The sequence below is a fragment of the Pseudomonas sp. GW821-FHT04C07 genome (assembly GCF_059420325.1).
This window is the reverse complement of record NZ_JBWKTM010000008.1, coordinates 209,805-229,237: the sequence shown is the minus strand read 5'-3', so window position 1 is coordinate 229,237 and position 19,433 is coordinate 209,805. Positions and strand designations below refer to the sequence as shown.

The window sequence follows — 19,433 nt, the reverse complement described above, 5'->3', positions numbered from 1 at the left end:
AGGTCTTTGCAGCGTTGTCTTTTACGTGAGGAGGTCAGCAATGAAGATCCTGATAAAAGAACTGGCAAAACCCCAAGGCCCTCAATGGCAGGTCCGGCTCGACCAACACGCGGTGACATTCCGTAGTGAAGCCGAAGCCCGCGCCTTTGCCCATACACTGGAAACGCGGCTCCAGGCTCCCCATCGATTTCCCGACAGACAACAGTACACTGCTGGCTGAGTCAGGCAGCCGCTTGTGCTGCGGTCCGGGCGTTTTGCAGTCGGCGAGTGACCATCGCCACGCTCACCGCAAGAATCCCGCACAGACTGATCACCATAGCCATCGGCATTGCGCTGCCATCATGCAGAACACCTACCAGTGACGCCGCCCCGGCGGCAACACTGAACTGCAGACATCCCAGCATGGCCGAGGCGCTGCCCGCCCGTGCGCCTTGACCACTCATGGCGCAGGCCGAAGCATTGGGAATGATGCAGCCCAAACTCGCGATGCAGATAAACAGCGGCACCAGCAGCGGCCACAACTGAGTCGTGTGCAACGCACTGACGCCCAACAACGTTAAACCGGCCGCCAGATAAATCCACACCGTACGCGCCAGCAAAAAGGCCGGCCCACGCCTGGACAGCAACCGCGCATTGATCTGCGCTACCAGAATGAAACCCGCCGCGTTACTGCCGAACAACCAGCCGAAGTGCTCAGCCGGTACGCCGTAGAGTTTGATGAAGACAAAGGGTGAACCGGCGATATAGGCAAACATCCCGGCAATCGCAATCCCGCCGGTCAAGGCATGTCCGAGATAGACTTTGTCTGACAGCAAGCGACCATATTGGCGCAAGGCACCCGACAACGGTTGGCGCGGCTGACTGGCCGGCAGGCTTTCCGGCAGTCCCAGTGCCACGGCCAGTGCGGACAGGGCACTGAACAGGGTCAGCGCAATAAAGATCGACTGCCAGCCATAGAGGTTGACCATCAGCCCGCCGAGCATCGGCGCGAGGATCGGCGCCAGGCCCATCACCAGCATCAGTTGCGAGAAGACTTTGGCCGACCCCACCGCATCGCATTTGTCGCTGACCACCGCCCGGGAAATCACCATCCCCGCGCAGCCGCCCAAGGCCTGGATAAAGCGCGCGCCGATCAGCCAATCGAGACCAGGCGCAAAGGCACAAGCCAGCGACGCCAGGGTGAACAGCGTGACCCCGGCCAGCAGCGGAATCCGCCGACCGAAGCGATCCGCCACCGGGCCATAGGCCAATTGCCCGATAGACAAGCCGAGAAAATAAGCTGCCAGCGTTAGCTGAATATGTTTTTCATCAGTACCGAAAGCGACCGCCATCGCCGGAAAACCCGGCAGATAAAAATCGATCGCCAGCGGTGCGAAAGCGCTCAAGGCACCAAGAATCAGGATTGTGCGAAAGTTCATCAGGCATCCAGTTGAACGTCAGTCAGCAGCCCGACAGTCTAGCCGCGCTTGGACGCCTTGAACATTCCGATAGGTCGCTAACTAATAAAAAGACTCAGGCGAGCGTCACTGCGTAGCCTTCTTCGCTGATCAGGTTGATCACTTCATCCGCCGACAGAGCGCTTTCAACACCCACCTCTTTCGCAGCAAGATCGACACGAACACTGGCCGCCGGATCCTTGGCCTGTAGCGCCTGAGTAATGGCCCGAACGCAGTGGCCGCACGACATACCTTGAACATTGAATACTTGCATCACACTTCTCCTTTTAATGAGGGATGTGACCATCCTCGACCTTGCCACGATGGCAAGGTCAAGTTCTGAAGTGATCTGCCGGGCTGGCAATCGGCGCCCTGCTCGGCCAAGCTGCGTCATCAATGAAACGACAGTAGGAGATTCAGCCATGCGCTGGTCAGCCTTTAGCCTATTCAGCCTCCTCAGCCTTTTCGGTGTCGCGCAAACGACCAGCGCCGCCGGAACAGATTACGGCGTGTTGATTATTTCCCGCGAACGCCTGGAAGTCGCGACCTCGTGCGAGATCGGCGTGTACATACAGGATCAGTTATCTGCGCGATTGTTCCAGGAGCAGAGCACTTCGTTCAATTTGCCACCGGGCAACGTTTCACTACGACTCAAGTTGCTGCCGGGCCAGGCGCCGGGCTGCAACCCCGGGATGCTGGCTTCGGGGCCGCAGAACATCACCCTCAAGGCGGGCGACATTGTCAAATTCCGCATCGCCATGACCCAGGCAGGCATGTACCTGAAACAGGCGTCGCTGGAGTATTAATCACCGCCCTGTAGGAGCGAGCTTGCTCCGGGCGGCGTTCCGACGATGAACTTGACGCGTTTCTTCAATGAGTACGCGTTATCGTTAACGTCCATCGCGAGCAATCGAGCGTCGACCGGCTGCTCCTACAGTTATTCTGTGTCCGCAAATTGGCGCTTGACCTTGCCAGCATGGCAAGGTTGATCCTGTAGGTAATTTCTACAGGGAGTACTGCCCATGCCCGAATCAACCACCTTCGATCTGCCGATTGCCGGCATGACCTGCGCCAGTTGTGCCGGGCGTGTGGAACGCGCCTTGAGCAAGGTCATCGGTGCCAGCGCCGTCAGCGTCAACCTGGCCACCGAGCAGGCTCGCGTCCAGGCGCCGAGCGACAGCCTCCCGGCCTTGATGGAAGCTGTGCAGCTGGCTGGTTACAGCGTTCCGGCCCAGAGCCTGGAACTGAGCATCGGTGGCATGACATGCGCCTCTTGTGTCGGGCGAGTCGAGCGAGCATTGGGCAAAGTCGCCGGGGTGAAGAGCGTCAGCGTCAACCTGGCCAATGAACGTGCCCACCTCGAACTGCTTGGCCAGATCAATCCCGCGACCTTGATCACAGCCGTCAGCAACGCCGGGTACTCCGCCAGCCTGTGGCAAAGCGAACAATCGACTTTCACCGATCAGGAACAGCGTTTGCCTCGCGAACGCTGGGCCTTGTTGCTCGCAATCATCCTGGCACTCCCGCTGGTGTTGCCGATGCTGGTGCAACCCTTCGGTCTGCACTGGATGCTCCCCGCCTGGGCGCAATTTGCCTTGGCGACGCCGGTGCAGTTCATCTTCGGTGCGCGCTTTTATATCGCCGCCTGGAAGGCCGTTCGTGCCGGCGCCGGGAACATGGACTTGCTGGTGGCGCTGGGCACCAGCGCCGGTTATGGCCTGAGTCTTTATGAATGGGCCACTGCCACCGCCGGCAGCATGCCGCACCTGTATTTCGAAGCGTCGGCAGTGGTCATCGCTCTGGTGCTGCTTGGCAAATACCTGGAAAGCCGCGCAAAACGCCAGACCGCCAGCGCCATCCGCGCCCTTGAAGCCTTGCGTCCGGAACGGGCGATTCAAGTCATCGACGGCCGCGAACAGGACGTCGCCATCAGCGACTTGCGCCTCCAGGATCTGGTCATGGTCAAACCCGGCGAGCGTTTCCCGGTGGATGGCGAGGTGCTCGAAGGTCAGAGCCATGCCGATGAGGCGCTGATCAGCGGCGAAAGCCTGCCAGTACCGAAACAGCCCGGCGACAAAGTCACCGGTGGCGCAATCAATGGAGAAGGTCGCCTGTTGGTGCGCACCCTGGCACTCGGCGCGGAAACCGTGCTGGCGCGAATCATTCGTCTGGTGGAAGACGCCCAGGCCGCTAAGGCGCCGATCCAGAAACTGGTGGATAAAGTCAGCCAGGTGTTCGTGCCCGTCGTACTATTGCTGGCCCTGGCAACGCTAATTGGCTGGTGGCTGTATGGCGCACCGCTAGAGATTGCCGTGATCAATGCGGTGGCGGTATTGGTCATCGCCTGCCCTTGCGCGCTGGGCCTGGCAACGCCGACGGCGATCATGGCCGGGACCGGCGTTGCAGCCCGCCACGGCATTCTGATCAAAGACGCCGAAGCACTGGAACGCGCCCATGAAGTCAGCGCGGTGGTCTTCGACAAGACCGGCACATTGACTTGCGGCACGCCACGAATCGCCCACCTCAGTGCCATCGATGGTGACGAAGGCACACTCTTGCAACTGGCCGGTGCGCTGCAACGCGGTAGTGAACACCCATTGGCCAAAGCTGTGCTGGACGCCTGCGCCGAGCGTAATTTGCCCGTGGCCAATGTCAGCGCCAGCCAGTCCCTGACCGGACGCGGTATCGCCGGCACCCTTGACGGCCGAAAGCTGGCACTGGGCAACCGTCGCCTGCTGGAGGAAAGCGGCTTGAACGCCGGAATACTGAAAGAATCCGCTCAAGCATGGGAAATCGAAGGCCGGACCTTGTCCTGGCTAATCGAACAAAGCCCGCAACCTCGTGTGCTCGGCCTGTTCGCGTTTGGCGATACCCTCAAGCCCGGCGCCCTGCAAGCCGTGCAAGCGCTCAACGCCCGCGATATCAGCAGCCACCTGCTGACAGGCGATAACCGTGGCAGCGCTCGGGTCGTCGCCCAAGCGCTGGGGATTCGCGACGTACACGCCGAAGTGCTGCCAGCCGATAAAGCCGCCACCGTCGCCGATCTCAAAAAGACGGGCGTGGTGGCCATGGTCGGAGACGGCATCAACGATGCACCGGCCCTCGCGGCAGCCGATATCGGCATCGCCATGGGCGGCGGCACCGATGTCGCCATGCATGCTGCCGGGATCACCTTGATGCGCGGCGATCCGCGGCTGGTGCCGGCGGCGCTGGAGATCAGCCGCAAGACCTACGCGAAGATTCGCCAGAACCTGTTCTGGGCCTTCGTCTATAACCTGATCGGGATCCCGCTGGCGGCGTTCGGTCTGCTCAATCCGGTACTGGCTGGCGCCGCCATGGCATTGTCCAGCGTCAGCGTAGTGAGCAATGCGCTACTGTTGAAAACCTGGAAACCCAACGACCTGGAGGACGCTGAATGAACATCGGCCAAGCAGCCCGTCAGAGCGGCCTGAGCGCGAAGATGATCCGTTATTACGAGTCGACAGGCCTGCTCAAAGCGGCCCATCGCACCGACAGCGGCTACCGCGTGTACGGTGACGTCGACCTGCACACGCTGGCCTTTATCAAACGTTCACGGGATTTGGGGTTCTCGCTGGAAGAGGTCGGCAAGCTGCTGACCCTGTGGCAGGATCGGCAGCGGGCCAGCGCCGACGTCAAGGCGCTGGCTCGTCAGCATATCGAGGAGCTGAACCTGAAGATCCGCGAACTGGGGCAGTTACGCGACACGCTGCAAGACCTGGTCGAACACTGTCACGGCGACCATCGACCCGACTGCCCGATCCTCAAGGAGCTGGCCTCGGGCGTATGTTGTGAGAAGGGTGTTGCCTGAAGCCGCTATACGATCCGTAGCAGCTGCCGAGCTTGCGAGGCTGCGTTCGGCTGCGAAGCAGTCGCAAATCCTGCTTCCACGGTTCGCCTGGAATACCGCAGTGCCTGATTTTACGACTGCTTCGCAGCCGAACGCAGCCTAGCGGCAGCTGCTACAGGAAATGTGCCGCGTCGTGAGAAAACACCCTCCACAAAAAATCCGGCCGAGGCCGGATTTTTTTAACCAATCACTGCATCCAGGGTGGAGGCGGCTCTTCGGTTTTGCCCGGTGGCGCATCGTCAGCGGCGCGCACCGCTTGCCGACGCTCTTCATCGAACCGTGCGGCTTCGATCTCGCGCATGATGCCGCCGACGTCCGCCAGCTCCTCCGGTTCGTCGAACTCGCCGGTCAACACGCTGGCCGGATGCAAGGTGCCGGCTTCATACAAGGCCCACATTTCCTTGGCATACCTGGTGCCTTTCAACTGCGGAGCAAAACGCCCGAAGTAGGACGCCATGTTGCCGACATCCCGCTCCAGCATGCTGAACGCATGGTTGTTGCCCGCCGCGTCCACTGCTTGCGGCAGATCGATGATCACAGGACCCGTCGGCGTCAGCAGCACGTTGAACTCGGACAGGTCGCCGTGCACCAGACCGGTACACAACATCAGCACGATCTGCTGAATCAGGAAAGCGTGATACTCAAGCGCCTGATCCGGTTCCAGCACCACATCGTTCAAACGTGGCGCCGCGTCACCGTATTCATCGGCGATCAGCTCCATCAGCAGCACGCCTTCAAGGAAGTCGTACGGCTTGGGAACCCGCACGCCGGCACTGGCCAGACGGAACAATGCAGCCACTTCGGCATTCTGCCAGGCGTCTTCGGTTTCTTTACGACCGAACTTGGAGCCCTTGGCCATCGCTCGAGCCTGCCGGCTGTTGCGCACCTTGCGACCTTCCTGGTACTCGGCCGCCTGACGAAAACTTCGTTTATTCGCCTCCTTGTAAACCTTGGCGCAACGTAACTCGTTACCGCAGCGCACCACATAAACAGCTGCTTCTTTACCACTCATGAGTGGGCGCAGCACCTCGTCGACCAGACCGTCCTCGATCAGGGGTTCAATGCGTTTTGGAGTCTTCATCAGCTTTTATTGTGGGTCCTTTATTACCAAACACGCGAATGTCACTCGTTATACGGCAATCCTCTCACAGCGGGGAGGGGTTGCCGACCTATGAACACCTCAGATGCACTCAATGTGCCAGATTAATCAGAGAAACCGGTCGACATCGGTCGACCGCACAGAATCATAGCCGAGAGTCCTGCCCTTGTTAGCGGCCCGATACGAGGGCATTTGTGACACAAGCTGAGACCGGGTCACCAGGCCAGTGCAGGATTTTTTTTGAAGAGCCTCAATTTTCTCTCCAATCAGCCGAAGTCATCAGAGACAAACCTATTTTGTCTGACAATCAGAATAAAGACGCCAGCGTACCGCACTGGATCTCCTTGATGGAGGCCGCGCACGTCGCAGGATGCAAGAGACTGCAAAAAACACCGCAAGGCTTTACGGCTGCCGTTAATCCGCGAGTCATCAGCACTTCGTGGGCTTATAAGAAAAATCTGGAGCGCGGATGAACATCAAACAAAAACTGACGTGGGCGTTTGCAATCATCGCCTGCTTGCCGGTCGTACTGGTCGCCACCCTGGTGGTGCTGAACCTGCGCAGCGATGCGAAAGACGCTTTCGTCGACGGCAGCGGCCGTGAGATTCGTCAGGTCAGCAACGCCATGCAAATATTTTTCGATAGCATCAGCCAGAACGTCAACTATCTGGCCAACCAGCCGCTGATCAAAAACAGCGATGACAGCCTCAAAACCTACATCAGCGCCAACGCGGCGGACATTCCCCAAGGGGAGATGGACAAACAGATTTTTACCCTGCTCGAGAGCATAGGCACCAGCCATCCGTCTTACGCCTATGCGATCGTGGGCACTAGTGCTGGCGGTTACGTCTCCTGGCCTGACGAAGCGAAGCTGAACAACTACGACCCGCGTCAGCGCCCCTGGTACAAGGCCGCCATGGCCAATCCGGGCAAACCGTTTCGCACAGAAGCTTATTACTATGCCGCCGACGACACGACCTACGTCAGTACCGTGCGCACCATCGGCAACAAGTTGGGCGCCACGGGCGGCGTGGTAAGTATCGACGTGACGCTCAAACAGCTCACCGAAATCGTCAAACAGATCAAGCTTGGCGATACCGGTTACCTGATGCTGATGGAAAACACCGGCACGGTGCTGGTCGATCCCAAGCAACCGGAGCACAACTTTAAAGCCCTGAGCAGCCTGGGTGATGGTTATGCGCAACTGGCCAAGGCCGGCAAAGGCCTGGTGGAAGTCGAACTGAACGGCGAGCACTACATGGCCAACGTTTGGCCATCGGAACAGCTGGGCTGGACCTTTATCGGCCTGATCAAACAGACCGAAGTGATGAGTTCGGCGACCCAGCTGACCTGGTTGATCGCAATCATCGCCACGGTGTTGGCGGTGATCTTCGCCGTGGTCGGTGCCAGTTTCGCCAGCCTGATCGTGCGGCCGATCCGCAGCGTCGCCAGCGGTCTGGAAGGGATCGCCCAGGGTGAAGGCGACCTGACGCAGAACCTGCAGATCCGTGGCAGCGATGAAACCGCGCAACTGGCCAACTGGTTCAATCAGTTCCTGGCAGCGATCCGTAACCTGATCCAGAACATCGGCCAGGCAGCGAACAAGATCCTCGCCACTTCCAAGAGCTCGACCCAGGTCTCCAGCGACATGGCCGAAGCCGCCGGACGCCAGCGCGAAGCAGTGGACATGGTGTCCACCGCGTTCCACGAAATGGTCGCCACCGCCAACGAAGTCGCGCGCTCTTGCAGCCAGGCCGCCGAATCGGCCGACAGTGGTCAGCGCCAGGCCCGCGAAGGTCAGCAACAGATCGATGCCGCGGTCAGCAGCGTCGATCAGCTGAGCCAGGAGATCGAGCAGTCAGCGCAGTCGATGCAGCAACTGGAGCGCGACAGCAATGACATCCAGTCGATTCTCGGCACCATCCGCTCCATCGCCGAGCAAACCAACCTGCTGGCCTTGAACGCGGCCATTGAAGCCGCCCGTGCGGGTGAGCAAGGTCGCGGTTTTGCCGTGGTTGCCGATGAAGTGCGAGCCCTGGCCAAGCGTACCGCCGACTCGACTGCCGAGATCGACGGCCTGCTGGGCAATCTGGCCAAGCGCACCAGTCAGGTCACGCAGCAGATGCACGCCAGCCTTGAAGTGTCGCAACAGTCCGTCAGCCGCATCGGGCTGGCGCGTAGCAGTTTCGGGCAGATCCGTGAGTCGGTGGACGTGATCCGCGACATGAACACCCAGATCGCTACGGCCGCCGAGGAGCAGCACCAGGTCGCTGAAGACATCAACCGCCACATCAGCCAGATCCATGGCGATGCGCAGCTGGTGGCCGAATTGGCCAACTCGGCGCAACTGGACTCCCGGAGCCTGGCAGGGTTGTCCAATGAGCTGGATGTTTTGGTGAGAAGGTTCCGCACTTGAGAGCCTGATCGTTCCCACGCTCTGCGTGGGAATGCCTCCGGTGACGCTCCGCGTCACGCTTCAAAAGCGCCGCTGGAGCGTCCATCGCTACACTCCCACGCGCTGCGTGGGAGCGATCGCTCTTTTAGCGCTTTCACTGTTTGAACAATTCTCCCGGGGTAAATCCGAACAACCCCTTGAACGCCGCAATAAACGCCGAGGTCGAGTCATAGCCACACGACAGCGCAGCAGTGGTCACGCTGTCGCCCTCCTCCAATGTGCGCAATGACGACAACAAGCGCATACGCTGACGCCAGCTGCGGAAACTCAGACCCGTCTCACGCTGAAATAGCCGCATCAAGGTTTTCTCCGATGTCCCCAGATGCTCAGCCCACTCGTGCAACGTGACGCTTTGCTCAGGGCTGGCGATCAACTCGTTGCACAGCCCAAGCAGGCGTGGATGGCGTGGCAGCGGCAAGGAGAAGCCGACCTCAGGCAAGCTCGCCAACTGGTCCATCAGCACCTGCACCAGGCGCGCTTCGCGGGTGTTGCCCTGTGGATAATCCACCGGCAATTGGCAAAAACTCTTGATCAACTCCCGCGTCAGCGACGTCACTTCCAGCACCCGGCAACGCTCAGGGGCCCATGCGCAATCTTCGCGGCGCACATAGAGGCTACGCATTTCCGCACGCATCGAGGTCACCACGTGATGCTCCAGGTCAGCCGGAATCCAGATCCCCCACTGTGGCGGCGCAAAGAAGCTGCCCTCGGCGGTATGCACGCCAAGTACGCCACTGATCGCGTAGGAAAACTGCACCCAGTCGTGGCGATGAGCCGGCGTCCATGAGCCGGCGCTGAGACTTTCAGCCCGCGCATACAGCGGACGCGGCAATGCCGTCAGGGCAGGAATTTGCCGTTCGAGTCCACGTTGTCCGTTAGTCGGCATTGATTGGCCTTATGTCGCAAGACGGCTTGTTGCACCGACGTTAGGCTAAGTCATCAATTCTTACAATCCTATCGGTGCCGGATATGCATGCCTTCAAACACCTCAAACGCGTGGTCACCGACTGGTTCTTGTGCGGCATGCTGGTGGCGACCTTGCTGTCGTACCTGTTCCCACGCATCGGCGCTTCGGGCGGATCGATGCATGCCGAATGGGTGATCAACATTGGTGTGTTTCTGGTGTTCTTTCTGCATGGGGTCAACCTGTCCAGCGAACAGATCAGCCATGGTCTGAAGAACTGGCGTCTGCACATCATGGTGCAGAGTTTCACCTTCGTGGTGTTTCCGCTGATCTGGCTGCTCAGCGACAAACTGCTGGGTTCCCATTTCCCGTCGCTGTTGATGCTCGGCTTTCTCTACTTGTGCGCCCTGCCCTCGACGATCTCCTCCTCTGTGGCCCTGACCGGCAGCGCCGGCGGCAACGTGCCAGCGGCGATTCTCAATGCCAGCCTGTCCAGCGTGCTGGGGATCTTCCTCACGCCGTTGCTGGTGAGTTTGGTGATGGGCAGCGGCGCGGGCGGGATCGATCTGGGCTCGACCTTGCTCGACCTCTGCGCAATGTTGCTGCTGCCGCTGGTGCTCGGCCAGTTGCTACGGCCGTTCTTCGGCAAGTTTTTCGCCCGACACAAGCGCTACACCAACATCGTCGACAAGCTGGTGATCCTGTTGCTGGTCTACGCCGCGTTCTGCAACTCGATGGTCTCCGGCATGTGGCAACAGCAGGGTAACTCGGTCATTCTCAGCGCCTTGATTGGCAGCGCGATATTGCTGGCAGCTATCCTCTGGATGACGACTCGCACCGCCCGCGCCTTGAAGTTCAGTCCGGCCGACGAGATCGCCGCGGTGTTCTGCTCCAGCAAAAAGTCTCTGGCCGCCGGCGCACCGATGGCCGCGCTGATCTTCGGCGCCAACCCGGGGCTGGGGCTGATCCTGTTGCCGATCATGATCTATCACCCCTTGCAGTTGATCGTCTGCTCGGTGATGGCCGAGAGTTACGCCAACCGCAATCGGTTGATCGCCGAGCAGCAAGGCGCAGCTGTGCTCAGCGCTCAATGATTGCAGTGACACCCTGACCGCCAGCGGCGCAGATCGAGATCAAGCCTCGACCCTGCCCCGCCGCGTCCAGCAACTTGGCCAGACTCGCGACGATCCGCCCGCCCGTGGCCGCAAACGGATGTCCGGCGGCCAGAGAGCTGCCTTTGACGTTTAGCCGACTGCGGTCAATGGAGCCCAGCGGCGCGTCCAGGCCGAGACGGGTTTTGCAATACACCGGATCGTCCCAAGCCTTGAGGGTGCACAGCACTTGCGCGGCAAAGGCTTCGTGGATCTCGTAGTAATCGAAGTCCTGCAGCGTCAGACCGTTACGCGCCAGCAAGCGCGGCACCGCATACACCGGCGCCATCAACAGGCCTTCCGCACCTTTGACGAAATCCACCGCAGCCGCTTCGCCGTCGCGCAGATACGCGAGGATCGGTAAGCCGCGCTCCTTGGCCCATGCCTCACTGCCCAGCAACACCAGCGACGCACCATCGGTCAGCGGCGTCGAATTGCCCGCCGTCAACGTACCCTTTTCACTGCGCTCGAACACCGGTTTGAGCGACGTGAGTTTTTCCAGGGTCAGGTCAGGGCGCAGGTTGTTGTCACGGGTCAGGCCAAGGAACGGCGTCATCAAATCGTTTTGCCAGCCTTCAGCGTAGGCGGCAGCCATTTTCTGATGGCTTTCAAGCGCCAGCTGATCCTGCTCGGCACGGGGAATGCTCCAGGCCTGCGCCATCAACTCGCAATGCTCCCCCATGGACAAGCCGGTGCGCGGTTCGCCATTTCGCGGCAGTTCAGGCTTCAGGTGATGGGGCCGCAGTTGCAGCAGGGTTTTGAGCTTTTCGACGGTGGTTTTGCTGCGATTGACCTGCAACAGAATCTTGCGCAACCCCTCATTCACCCCGATCGGCGCATCCGAGGTTGTGTCGACCCCGCCAGCGATGCCGCATTCGATCTGCCCCAGGGCGATTTTGTTCGCCACCAGCAGCGCCGCTTCAAGGCCTGTACCGCAGGCTTGTTGAATGTCGTAGGCCGGGGTGGCCGGTGACAGCCGCGAGCCAAGCACGCATTCGCGGGTCAGGTTGAAATCCCGCGAATGCTTGAGTACCGCGCCAGCAACCACTTCGCCCAGGCGCAGGCCGTGCAGGTTATAGCGTTCGATCAACCCTTCGAGCGCCGCCGTCAGCATCGCCTGGTTACTCGCCGTGGCATAAGGACCATTGGAGCGGGCGAAGGGGATACGGTTACCGCCGATAATCGCGACGCGGCGCGGCTGAGTCATGAAAAGCTCCCTATCCTGTGAGTGGTGCACGCTTGTACAAGCGTAGGTTGTATCTCGTTTAATCGAACGACTGATGACCATCAATGGTCCACAGTTTGAACCCCAGCAGCTGGAGGGCGTTCCATGTCTGATCGCTACATCGACTTCGCCAACTCGGCAATCGGCCGCCGCCTGGTCGGTGCCCTTGGCCTGCCGTCACCGGGACGTCTGGAGCGCTGGCAGGCCGGGCGCCTGCGACCCGTCGAAGGCGCGTTGCTGATTGGCAGTGGCCCGCTGGCGCAGAACATCAGCGCGTTCGCCAACAAGCTGACCGATGCTATTTACAGCTACGGCCCCGAGCCGCTGGTGGCGCCTGCCTGGATTCCCGGTCACGGCCCCAAACTCAAAGCCGTGGTGTTCGATGCCAGCGCCATTACCCGGACCGATCAACTCAAGCAATTGCGCGAATTCTTCCAGCCGCTGCTGAGGAACCTCGACAACAGCCCTCACGTGGTAATTCTCGGACGCGCACCGCACACCCTGAGCGACCCGTTCGCCGCCAGTGCCCAGCGGGCGCTGGAAGGTTTCAGTCGCTCATTGGCCAAGGAATTGCTCAACGGCGGCACCTTGCAGTTGTTGCAGGTGGGCGAAGGCGCCGAAGAGCAGCTTGAAGGTGCACTGCGGTTTTTCCTTTCGCCCAAAAGCGCCTACGTGTCCGGGCAAGTGTTGCGCCTGAGTGCCTGCGACACCCAGGTGCAGGACTGGAGCCGCCCCCTGGCCGGGCGCAAAGCCCTGGTCACCGGCGCTGCACGCGGTATCGGAGCAGCGATTGCCGAGACTCTGGCCCGAGATGGCGCCGACGTCATCCTGCTCGACGTGCCGCCGGCCAAATCCGATCTCGATGCCCTCGCCGCTCGCTTGGGCGGGCGCGGTATCGCGCTGGATATCTGCGCAGAGGATGCCGGTACGCAACTGATCGAACAGCTGCCGGACGGCATTGATATCGTGGTGCACAACGCCGGGATTACCCGCGACAAGACCCTGGCCAACATGACCCCGGATTTCTGGGACGCGGTGCTCGCCGTCAACCTCAACGCGCCGCAAGTACTAACCCAGGCGCTACTGGACAGCGGCACCCTGTGCGATAACGGTCGAGTGATTCTATTGGCCTCCATCAGCGGCATTGCCGGCAACCGCGGGCAAACCAACTACGCCGCGAGCAAGGCCGGGCTGATCGGCCTCGCCCAGGCCTGGGCGCCGCTGCTGCAGGAGCGCGGCATCAGCATCAACGCGGTAGCGCCGGGCTTTATCGAAACACAGATGACTGCACATATTCCGTTCGCTCTGCGCGAAGCCGGGCGGCGCATGAGTTCTCTGGGTCAGGGTGGTTTGCCCCAGGACGTCGCCGAAGCTGTGGCCTGGCTCAGCCAGCCGGGTAGCGGCGCAGTCACCGGGCAAGCCTTGCGCGTCTGTGGGCAAAACGTATTGGGAGCATAATCATGGCAGTGGACTGGCACACACTCAACAGAGCCCCCAACCTGACCGAGCTATACGTTCGGGCAGCCACGCGGCGCAAGATCACCGGCACCACACTGCCCGAGAATGGCTTGCGCTGCTGGGTCGATGTCGACCCAAAACGGCTGGCGGCCTATCGCAAAGTCTGCGGTTTTACCGAGAACGGCTTGCTACCGCCGACCTATCCCCATGTGCTGGCGTTCGCCTTGCAGATGCAACTGCTCACCGCCAGTGACTTCCCTTTCCCGCTGCTGGGGCTGATTCATCTGGCCAATCGCATCCGCGTGTTAAGACCCATGGGCGGCGTCGGCAGTGTGCGAGTGAGTGTTCATCTGAAAAACCTGCAACCTCACGCCAAAGGTGCGGTGTTCGACCTGATCACCACGCTTGAAGATCCGCTCGGTCCGCTGTGGGAAGCCGAAAGCCGCATGCTGTGCAGAGGCGTCGAGTTGCCGGGCGAACCACTCGAAGAAACGCAATCAGCGCCCACGGCCTTGAGCGAATTGACGCGCTGGTGGGCTCCCGCCAACATCGGCCGTCGGTACGCCAGGGTCTCCGGCGATTACAACCCGATTCACCTGAGCGCCGTCAGCGCCAAAATGTTCGGATTCCCCAAGGCCATCGCCCATGGATTGTGGAACAAGGCGCGCACCCTGGCAGCACTCAGCGAGCGTTTGCCCGCGGCCAATGTAGAAATTGCGGTGGAGTTCAAAAAACCGGTGCGCTTGCCCGGCGAGGTCACATTACTGAGCAGCGCAGCGGGCTCCAGTGGGGATTTGCGATTGATGGGTGTCGGGGATCTGGAGCACATGCTCGGCAGTTGGCGGCCGATTGCCTGAGGCTGCGACTCAACCACGCCGGATCATGAACACCCCGGCCAGGATCAGCACCAGCCCGGCAACCTTGCCGACGCTGATCGGCGCTTCGCGAAAACCGGCCCAGCCGAAATGGTCCAGTGCCAGGGCCATGCCCAACTGACCGGCCAGTACCAGCGCCATGAACAACATGGCGCCGATTCGCGGGCCGGCAAACGCGGCTGTGGTGATAAAGAAAGCGCCGAGCAGCCCCCCGCTCCAGTGCCACCAGGTCAGGCTTTTCAGCGCATTCAAGGTTGGTACTTCACGTTGAACCATGACCAGAATCAGCAGCGCCACGGCCCCGACAAAAAATGAAATCAATGCCGCAGCCAGAACGCTGGACACCTGCTTGGCCAGTTGGCCATTGATCCCCGCCTGCAGCGGAAGAAAAGCGCCGGCAATAAAGGGCAGGCAAAGCAGCCACCAGACAGGGGCGGGCATAGTGTTCTCCAGCGGGGAAGTCAGGACGCGCAGTATAAGGCAATGCCTCTTGATTAAATGATCGGCATTCCGCTTTCTTCCGGCATGCGCAGGTCGGCGATGACCAACGCGATATCCGGATTGCGGGTCAAGTGTTGCAGGGCAAGTTTGACCGAGGTCGCGGTGAAGCAACTGCAAGAACGGATTAATCACAAAGTATTAACCGGAAGGATCACGCCAAAAGTCCGTCGTTTTTGAAATTTTTCAGACGTCTTCGAGTTATTTCTTTCTGGGTAATGGCATTTTGGCTGGTCTGCGCTACCGTCAAATAGCAAATAGATACATGTTCATAGCTGCCTGATTGCGAAACTGACCGTCTGGAAATACAGACTGGTAATACGGCAGGAAAGGGAGAGCCGTGATGAACAGTCGCATCACCATGGGCCTGGCCGGATTACTTTTAGCAGGGGCCATTTTTGTTGTTTATTGGGGGCTCGTACTCAGCCACCAACCAGTGCTGGTAGCCGAACCAATGATCCAAAGCGCCGCCCCCGTCGCACTGGAAAAAGCTGTTGCCACGGCCGAAGACCAGCCCTGTCAACCGGTCGTGGTGCTGGTCCACGACGTACCTCCTTTCGTGCCGATCAGCGCCGCTGACCTTGCTCTGGAAAAACTTCGCAGTGCACCTGCTGGCAGCCTGAGCAGTATCGATCAGGTTGTTGGTCGTGCGCCTTGGCGGCACCTGAGCGCCGGTGCCTGGTTCAGTGATGACAGCTTCGAGGCCGGTGGCCCGCAAGCCCTTTCCTGGGCAGGCGAAAGCGACTCCCCGGCCAACCTCTACGCCGTCAATAGTCACTTGTTCCAATTCACCCAACTGGCCCTCGGTGCGGCGTCCAAAGGGCTGGCTAGAAACAATACTGTGGCTACGCTACACACAGCCATAGAGATTATTCGCGGTAACCAGGCCTCATGACAAACCCCTTGATAAAGCAGGGAAGAACATACATGCGCAAACATTCCGTGCCAGAGTTCAAACGTGTGATCTGGGCCATGATGCTGGCCGGACTACCTATCGATATGGCGCTAGCCGCCTCCAGCAACTGCCCCGCATTAGACCGATTGCCAGCAGCGATTGAAGTCGGCGAGGGCCTCCAGCGAGAGATACCATCACCTGTGGCGATCACTCGCCTGGCGGTGGGCGATCCGAAAGTCGCCGACGTGCACCTCAATGGCAACAATGCTTTTCTGCTCACGGGTATGGCCCCGGGCGCAACCAGCCTGATGGTCTGGACCGCGTGCTCCAGTGCTCCTCGTCAGAGCATGATATTCGTTCAGGGCAAAGCCAGCGCCTCCCTGACCAGCAGTTCGTTAGCACCGTCCGAAGACCCGACGCTGCCCATCCAGGTGCAGACCGACATCCGCTTTGTCGAGGTCAGCCGCACCAAGCTCAAAGAAGCCACGACCTCAATTTTTGGTACCCGTGGCAACTTCCTGTTCGGCGCACCGAAAACCCTGCCGACGATTAACGGAGTCGTCACCGCCGTCGCACCAGTGGATAACGCCCAGTTCAACTTCAACTGGATCGGCGGCAAAACCCTGGTAGCGATCAACGCATTGGAGGGCAGCGGTTTTGCCTACACCCTGGCACGTCCGAGCCTGGTGGCCCTCAGCGGCCAGAGTGCAAGCTTCCTCGCCGGCGGCGAGATTCCGATTCCGGTGCCCAGCTCCGGCAGCGACAGCGTGTTCATCGAATACAAGGAATTCGGCATCCGCCTGAGCTTGACGCCGACGATCGTCGGCCGCAACCGCATTGCCCTGAAGGTGGCGCCGGAAGTCAGTGAACTCGACTTCACCAACGCCGTGACCATCGCCGGTACCGTGGTGCCAGCACTGACGGTGCGACGTACCGACACCAGCGTTTCCCTGGCCGATGGCGAAAGCTTCGTGATCAGCGGCTTGATCAGTACCCGCAATAATTCTCAGGTCAACAAGTTTCCCGGCCTGGGTGATATTCCAATCCTCGGGGCTTTTTTCCGTGACTCGAAGATCAATCGCGAAGAGCGCGAGCTGCTGATGATCGTCACCCCGCACCTGGTTCAGCCGCTGGCGGCCAATGCGCAACTGCCGTCGCTGCCCGGCGAGCAACTGCGCAATTACGACCCGAACTTTTACCGCATGTACTTCCTGGAAAACGGCGACTTCGACAAAAAAATGGGACTCTCGCAATGAACCAAAGCCTGAGTCAGACCTTCCTTGCGATCACTCGCAACAGTACTTACTTTGAGGCGCCACTGGGGCAAGTGATCAGCGCCGACATCGCCCGTGCATTTGCTTACTAGAGGGATCCTGATGAAAGCAATGATTGCTGTACTAAGCCTGCTGATGCTGGGCGGCTGCGCCACCAACGGTCAGGGCTCCTGGTCGAGCCTTTCCCCGCCCGGCCCCTGTGCCAAATTGAACTCCGATCAGGAACTGTCGCTGAACCTGGCCGACGACATGATCAATGATGGCAAGCTGCACGCCGGCCTGGCCAACCTGCAAAATCTGCCCGATGACCTCAACCAGGTGCGCTTGCGCAAAGCCAGGATTTACCGCTTGCTGGGCCAAAATGAAGCCGAGCCGCTGTACCGCAGCCTGCTCGGCACCTGCCTGTCAGCCGAAGCTGAACATGGCCTGGGCCAACTGGCCGCGGCCAAAGGTGACAACGACCAGGCCCTGGAACATATGTCGCGTGCCGCACGACTCTCGCCCACTGACGAGAAAATCCGCAACGACCTGGGCGTGGTCTACCTCAACCAACTGCGGATCAACGAAGCACGCTTTGAGTTCCTCACCGCCATTGAGCTCAAGCAGACAGATCAATTGGCGGCAGTGAATCTGGTGTCCTTGCTACTCTATCAAGACAACTGGAGACAAGCTTCCGAGGTGGTCAGCCGCGCCGGCCTGAGCCCTGAACAATTCACCAATGCCAAGGCGCGCGCCGAGAAGCTCAAAACCCTGATCAAAGCCAAACCGGCCGTAGGCGATCAAGTCGTTACCGCCAGCGATCCACAACAACCGAGTATCAAGTAAGCACCAAGAGAGGCCATGATGAAACTGAATATCCTCTGCTATGCGGGCCTGCTGAGCCTGCCGTTGACCGCCCTGGCCATGGATGCCGGGCCCGCCTCGGCGCAGCAACAAGGAACCGAAGTCTGGCTGCAGCTGCAAGGCCGCAACACAGTGGCATCGTCAATACCGCAAATCGCAACGCCCGCCGAGCGTGAGCTGAGCATGCAGCGCTGGCTGAAAAGCTATCAACATGAAATTCCTGCCCTCTATGAGCAGAAAATGGCCGGGAGGGTGAAATCCAATTAGTAAAGGCGAGATCTTCGTTCAATGACAGGCCGCCATCACGCCCTGAGCCTTTCCGTCAACACGGCTTTGCTGTGTCCGGCTCGCTGATCAAAGGCGGCCCCGGCGCGTAGCGCCTTGATCACATGCTGCTTATCGGCATGCCCGGTGAGCATGATCGCCTCGAACGCTCGCTGTTTGCCGGCGATGCGTTGCAGCTCCTGCACCAACTCAATGCCGTCCAGCTCGGGCAAGTGTAAATCACACAGCACCAGGCCTATTTCAGCGTCCTCACTGAAACGTTCGATGGCGTGTCTGCTGGATTTACAGGGGACACAGCGATAACCGCTGTTTTCGAGAAATTCGCAGAGTTCTTCCACGACCGGCGGCTGATCGTCGACCACAAGCACTTTTACCGGGGACATTAGCTTGTTCACGCGCGACTCCATGTCTGGCAGCCGAAGACTGACTGACCTTTCCTGTACCTGCAGCGTCGGGCTGTTCAGGTACTGAATTGAAAATAGACTACTTTGCGACTATGTACATAGCGCTAGTGGCCTGTGTGGCTAGTTCGTTAGCTCAAATTCGGATGCCGGCGGCCCAGAGCCAAGGCGCTGTGACGAGTCATAGCCCGCTATGGCGAGGAACAGCAACGCAGGATATGGGCTGCTGGCGCCGAAGTTGACTAACAGAACTAGCCACACAGGCCACTAGTAGCTCAGGGCTACTAATGAATCCAGGCGACAGCCAGGAGCATGCCGACAAAAACGAATGGCGCAAAGGGTTGTTGTCTGGACTCTTTCGGATCGAGGTACTGCAAGCGGGTTCTCAGCTTTTTACTGATATGCGGCCATAGCCTGGGAGCAATCAGCAGCCAGATGACACTGACGATGCCCGCGCCAATGAAGGTTCCCAACAGATGCAGGTTGTCGGTCGCCAGCCCCAACGCAGCCATCAGCTTCACATCAGCCGCCCCCAGACGCCCTGACACGTAGCCGGGCAACGTGAAGGCCAACGCCAGCAAGAATGCCCAGACACCCTGCTCCGCACGGGCGCCTAGCCACGTGGTGTCGTTCCACAGCAAATACACCAGCGCCACGACCGTCGCGCCAAGGGTCAAGCCATTGGCAATTTGGCGGTGCTGAATGTCCTGCACAGCGCAGAGAGCCAGCCAGATAAATAGGATAAAGCTCTGCATCAGGTAAAAAG

The 19,433-nt window shown here is 59.9% G+C and carries 19 protein-coding genes and 3 pseudogenes; 13 read left to right on the top strand and 9 right to left on the bottom strand.

The features are described from left to right. Nucleotides 1–40 precede the first annotated feature (40 nt). A complete protein-coding gene (locus AC07UI_RS16820) occupies nt 41–220 on the top strand; it encodes a hypothetical protein (protein WP_494993550.1) in 180 nt (59 codons plus the stop codon). Nucleotide 221: 1 nt separating this feature from the next. Here the strand turns inward: AC07UI_RS16820 and AC07UI_RS16815 are convergent, their stop codons facing one another. Next, nucleotides 222–1,418: a multidrug effflux MFS transporter gene (locus tag AC07UI_RS16815; protein WP_494993549.1), complete on the bottom strand. Its 1,197-nt coding sequence runs from the start codon at nt 1,416–1,418 to the stop codon at nt 222–224. Nucleotides 1,419–1,512: 94 nt separating this feature from the next. Further along, nucleotides 1,513–1,710, bottom strand: coding sequence for a heavy-metal-associated domain-containing protein (locus AC07UI_RS16810; protein ID WP_494993548.1), 198 nt, complete (start codon nt 1,708–1,710; stop codon nt 1,513–1,515). Between the two features lie 148 nt (nt 1,711–1,858). On the opposite strand from AC07UI_RS16810, the gene AC07UI_RS16805 reads away from it, so the two are divergent. The 3 genes from AC07UI_RS16805 (at nt 1,859) to cueR (ending at nt 5,265) form a co-directional block, all read left to right on the top strand. Then, complete coding sequence (locus AC07UI_RS16805; protein WP_494993547.1) at nt 1,859–2,242, top strand: hypothetical protein; 384 nt, start codon at nt 1,859–1,861, stop codon at nt 2,240–2,242. Nucleotides 2,243–2,458: 216 nt separating this feature from the next. Further along, nucleotides 2,459–4,855: a heavy metal translocating P-type ATPase gene (locus AC07UI_RS16800; protein ID WP_494993546.1), complete on the top strand. Its 2,397-nt coding sequence runs from the start codon at nt 2,459–2,461 to the stop codon at nt 4,853–4,855. After that, nucleotides 4,852–5,265, top strand: coding sequence for a Cu(I)-responsive transcriptional regulator (cueR, locus tag AC07UI_RS16795; RefSeq protein WP_494993545.1), 414 nt, complete (start codon nt 4,852–4,854; stop codon nt 5,263–5,265). The genes AC07UI_RS16800 and cueR overlap by 4 nt, the downstream gene beginning before the upstream one ends. Nucleotides 5,266–5,491: 226 nt before the next feature. On the opposite strand, the gene AC07UI_RS16790 is transcribed toward cueR, so the two are convergent. Further along, nucleotides 5,492–6,385 (bottom strand): PA4780 family RIO1-like protein kinase, encoded by an 894-nt coding sequence (locus AC07UI_RS16790; RefSeq protein WP_494993544.1) that lies wholly within the window; start codon nt 6,383–6,385, stop codon nt 5,492–5,494. Nucleotides 6,386–6,872: 487 nt separating this feature from the next. Here AC07UI_RS16790 and AC07UI_RS16785 point away from each other — a divergent pair. Both AC07UI_RS16785 and AC07UI_RS16780 read left to right on the top strand, forming a co-directional pair. After that, a pseudogene (locus tag AC07UI_RS16785) lies at nt 6,873–7,961 on the top strand (cache domain-containing protein); the annotation flags it as partial. A 90-nt stretch (nt 7,962–8,051) separates the two neighbouring features. Further along, nucleotides 8,052–8,819: a methyl-accepting chemotaxis protein gene (locus tag AC07UI_RS16780; protein ID WP_494993631.1), complete on the top strand. Its 768-nt coding sequence runs from the start codon at nt 8,052–8,054 to the stop codon at nt 8,817–8,819. A 133-nt stretch (nt 8,820–8,952) separates the two neighbouring features. Here the strand turns inward: AC07UI_RS16780 and AC07UI_RS16775 are convergent, their stop codons facing one another. After that, nucleotides 8,953–9,744, bottom strand: a complete 792-nt coding sequence (locus AC07UI_RS16775) for an AraC family transcriptional regulator (protein WP_494993543.1) — start codon at nt 9,742–9,744, stop codon at nt 8,953–8,955. 83 nt (nt 9,745–9,827) lie between these two features. Between AC07UI_RS16775 and AC07UI_RS16770 the strand changes: the two genes are divergently transcribed. After that, entirely contained in the window at nt 9,828–10,856 is a 1,029-nt protein-coding gene (locus AC07UI_RS16770; RefSeq protein ID WP_494993542.1) for a bile acid:sodium symporter family protein, read from the top strand. On the opposite strand, the gene AC07UI_RS16765 is transcribed toward AC07UI_RS16770, so the two are convergent. After that, entirely contained in the window at nt 10,843–12,120 is a 1,278-nt protein-coding gene (locus AC07UI_RS16765) for an acetyl-CoA C-acetyltransferase (protein ID WP_494993541.1), read from the bottom strand. The two genes, AC07UI_RS16770 and AC07UI_RS16765, sit on opposite strands and share 14 nt — an antisense overlap. 123 nt (nt 12,121–12,243) lie before the next feature. Between AC07UI_RS16765 and AC07UI_RS16760 the strand changes: the two genes are divergently transcribed. Continuing rightward, a complete protein-coding gene (locus AC07UI_RS16760) occupies nt 12,244–13,596 on the top strand; it encodes a 3-oxoacyl-ACP reductase (protein WP_494993540.1) in 1,353 nt (450 codons plus the stop codon). 2 nt (nt 13,597–13,598) lie between these two features. Then, nucleotides 13,599–14,453: a MaoC family dehydratase gene (locus tag AC07UI_RS16755; protein ID WP_494993539.1), complete on the top strand. Its 855-nt coding sequence runs from the start codon at nt 13,599–13,601 to the stop codon at nt 14,451–14,453. 9 nt (nt 14,454–14,462) lie between these two features. Here the strand turns inward: AC07UI_RS16755 and AC07UI_RS16750 are convergent, their stop codons facing one another. Both AC07UI_RS16750 and AC07UI_RS16745 read right to left on the bottom strand, forming a co-directional pair. Continuing rightward, on the bottom strand, nt 14,463–14,912 hold the full coding sequence (locus AC07UI_RS16750; protein WP_494993538.1) for a DMT family transporter: 450 nt from the start codon (nt 14,910–14,912) through the stop codon (nt 14,463–14,465). A 56-nt stretch (nt 14,913–14,968) separates the two neighbouring features. Continuing rightward, nucleotides 14,969–15,097 (bottom strand): annotated as a pseudogene (locus AC07UI_RS16745) (response regulator); the annotation flags it as partial. Between the two features lie 215 nt (nt 15,098–15,312). Between AC07UI_RS16745 and AC07UI_RS16740 the strand changes: the two are divergent. From AC07UI_RS16740 to AC07UI_RS16725, 4 genes are all read left to right on the top strand, one after another. Beyond that, on the top strand, nt 15,313–15,864 hold the full coding sequence (locus AC07UI_RS16740) for an SAF domain-containing protein (RefSeq protein WP_494993537.1): 552 nt from the start codon (nt 15,313–15,315) through the stop codon (nt 15,862–15,864). A 77-nt stretch (nt 15,865–15,941) separates the two neighbouring features. Beyond that, nucleotides 15,942–17,120: a type II and III secretion system protein family protein gene (locus AC07UI_RS16735; protein ID WP_494993630.1), complete on the top strand. Its 1,179-nt coding sequence runs from the start codon at nt 15,942–15,944 to the stop codon at nt 17,118–17,120. Between the two features lie 120 nt (nt 17,121–17,240). Beyond that, nucleotides 17,241–17,963 carry a tetratricopeptide repeat protein gene (locus AC07UI_RS16730; RefSeq protein ID WP_494993536.1) on the top strand — a complete coding sequence of 241 codons (723 nt, stop codon included), beginning with the start codon at nt 17,241–17,243 and terminating at the stop codon, nt 17,961–17,963. 18 nt (nt 17,964–17,981) lie between these two features. Beyond that, nucleotides 17,982–18,248, top strand: a complete 267-nt coding sequence (locus AC07UI_RS16725) for a DUF3613 domain-containing protein (RefSeq protein WP_494993629.1) — start codon at nt 17,982–17,984, stop codon at nt 18,246–18,248. 92 nt (nt 18,249–18,340) lie between these two features. Here the strand turns inward: AC07UI_RS16725 and AC07UI_RS16720 are convergent. Beyond that, nucleotides 18,341–18,661 (bottom strand): annotated as a pseudogene (locus AC07UI_RS16720) (response regulator); the annotation flags it as partial. Between the two features lie 290 nt (nt 18,662–18,951). Then, nucleotides 18,952–19,422 carry a prepilin peptidase gene (locus tag AC07UI_RS16715; RefSeq protein ID WP_494993535.1) on the bottom strand — a complete coding sequence of 157 codons (471 nt, stop codon included), beginning with the start codon at nt 19,420–19,422 and terminating at the stop codon, nt 18,952–18,954. Between the last annotated feature and the right edge of the window lie 11 nt (nt 19,423–19,433).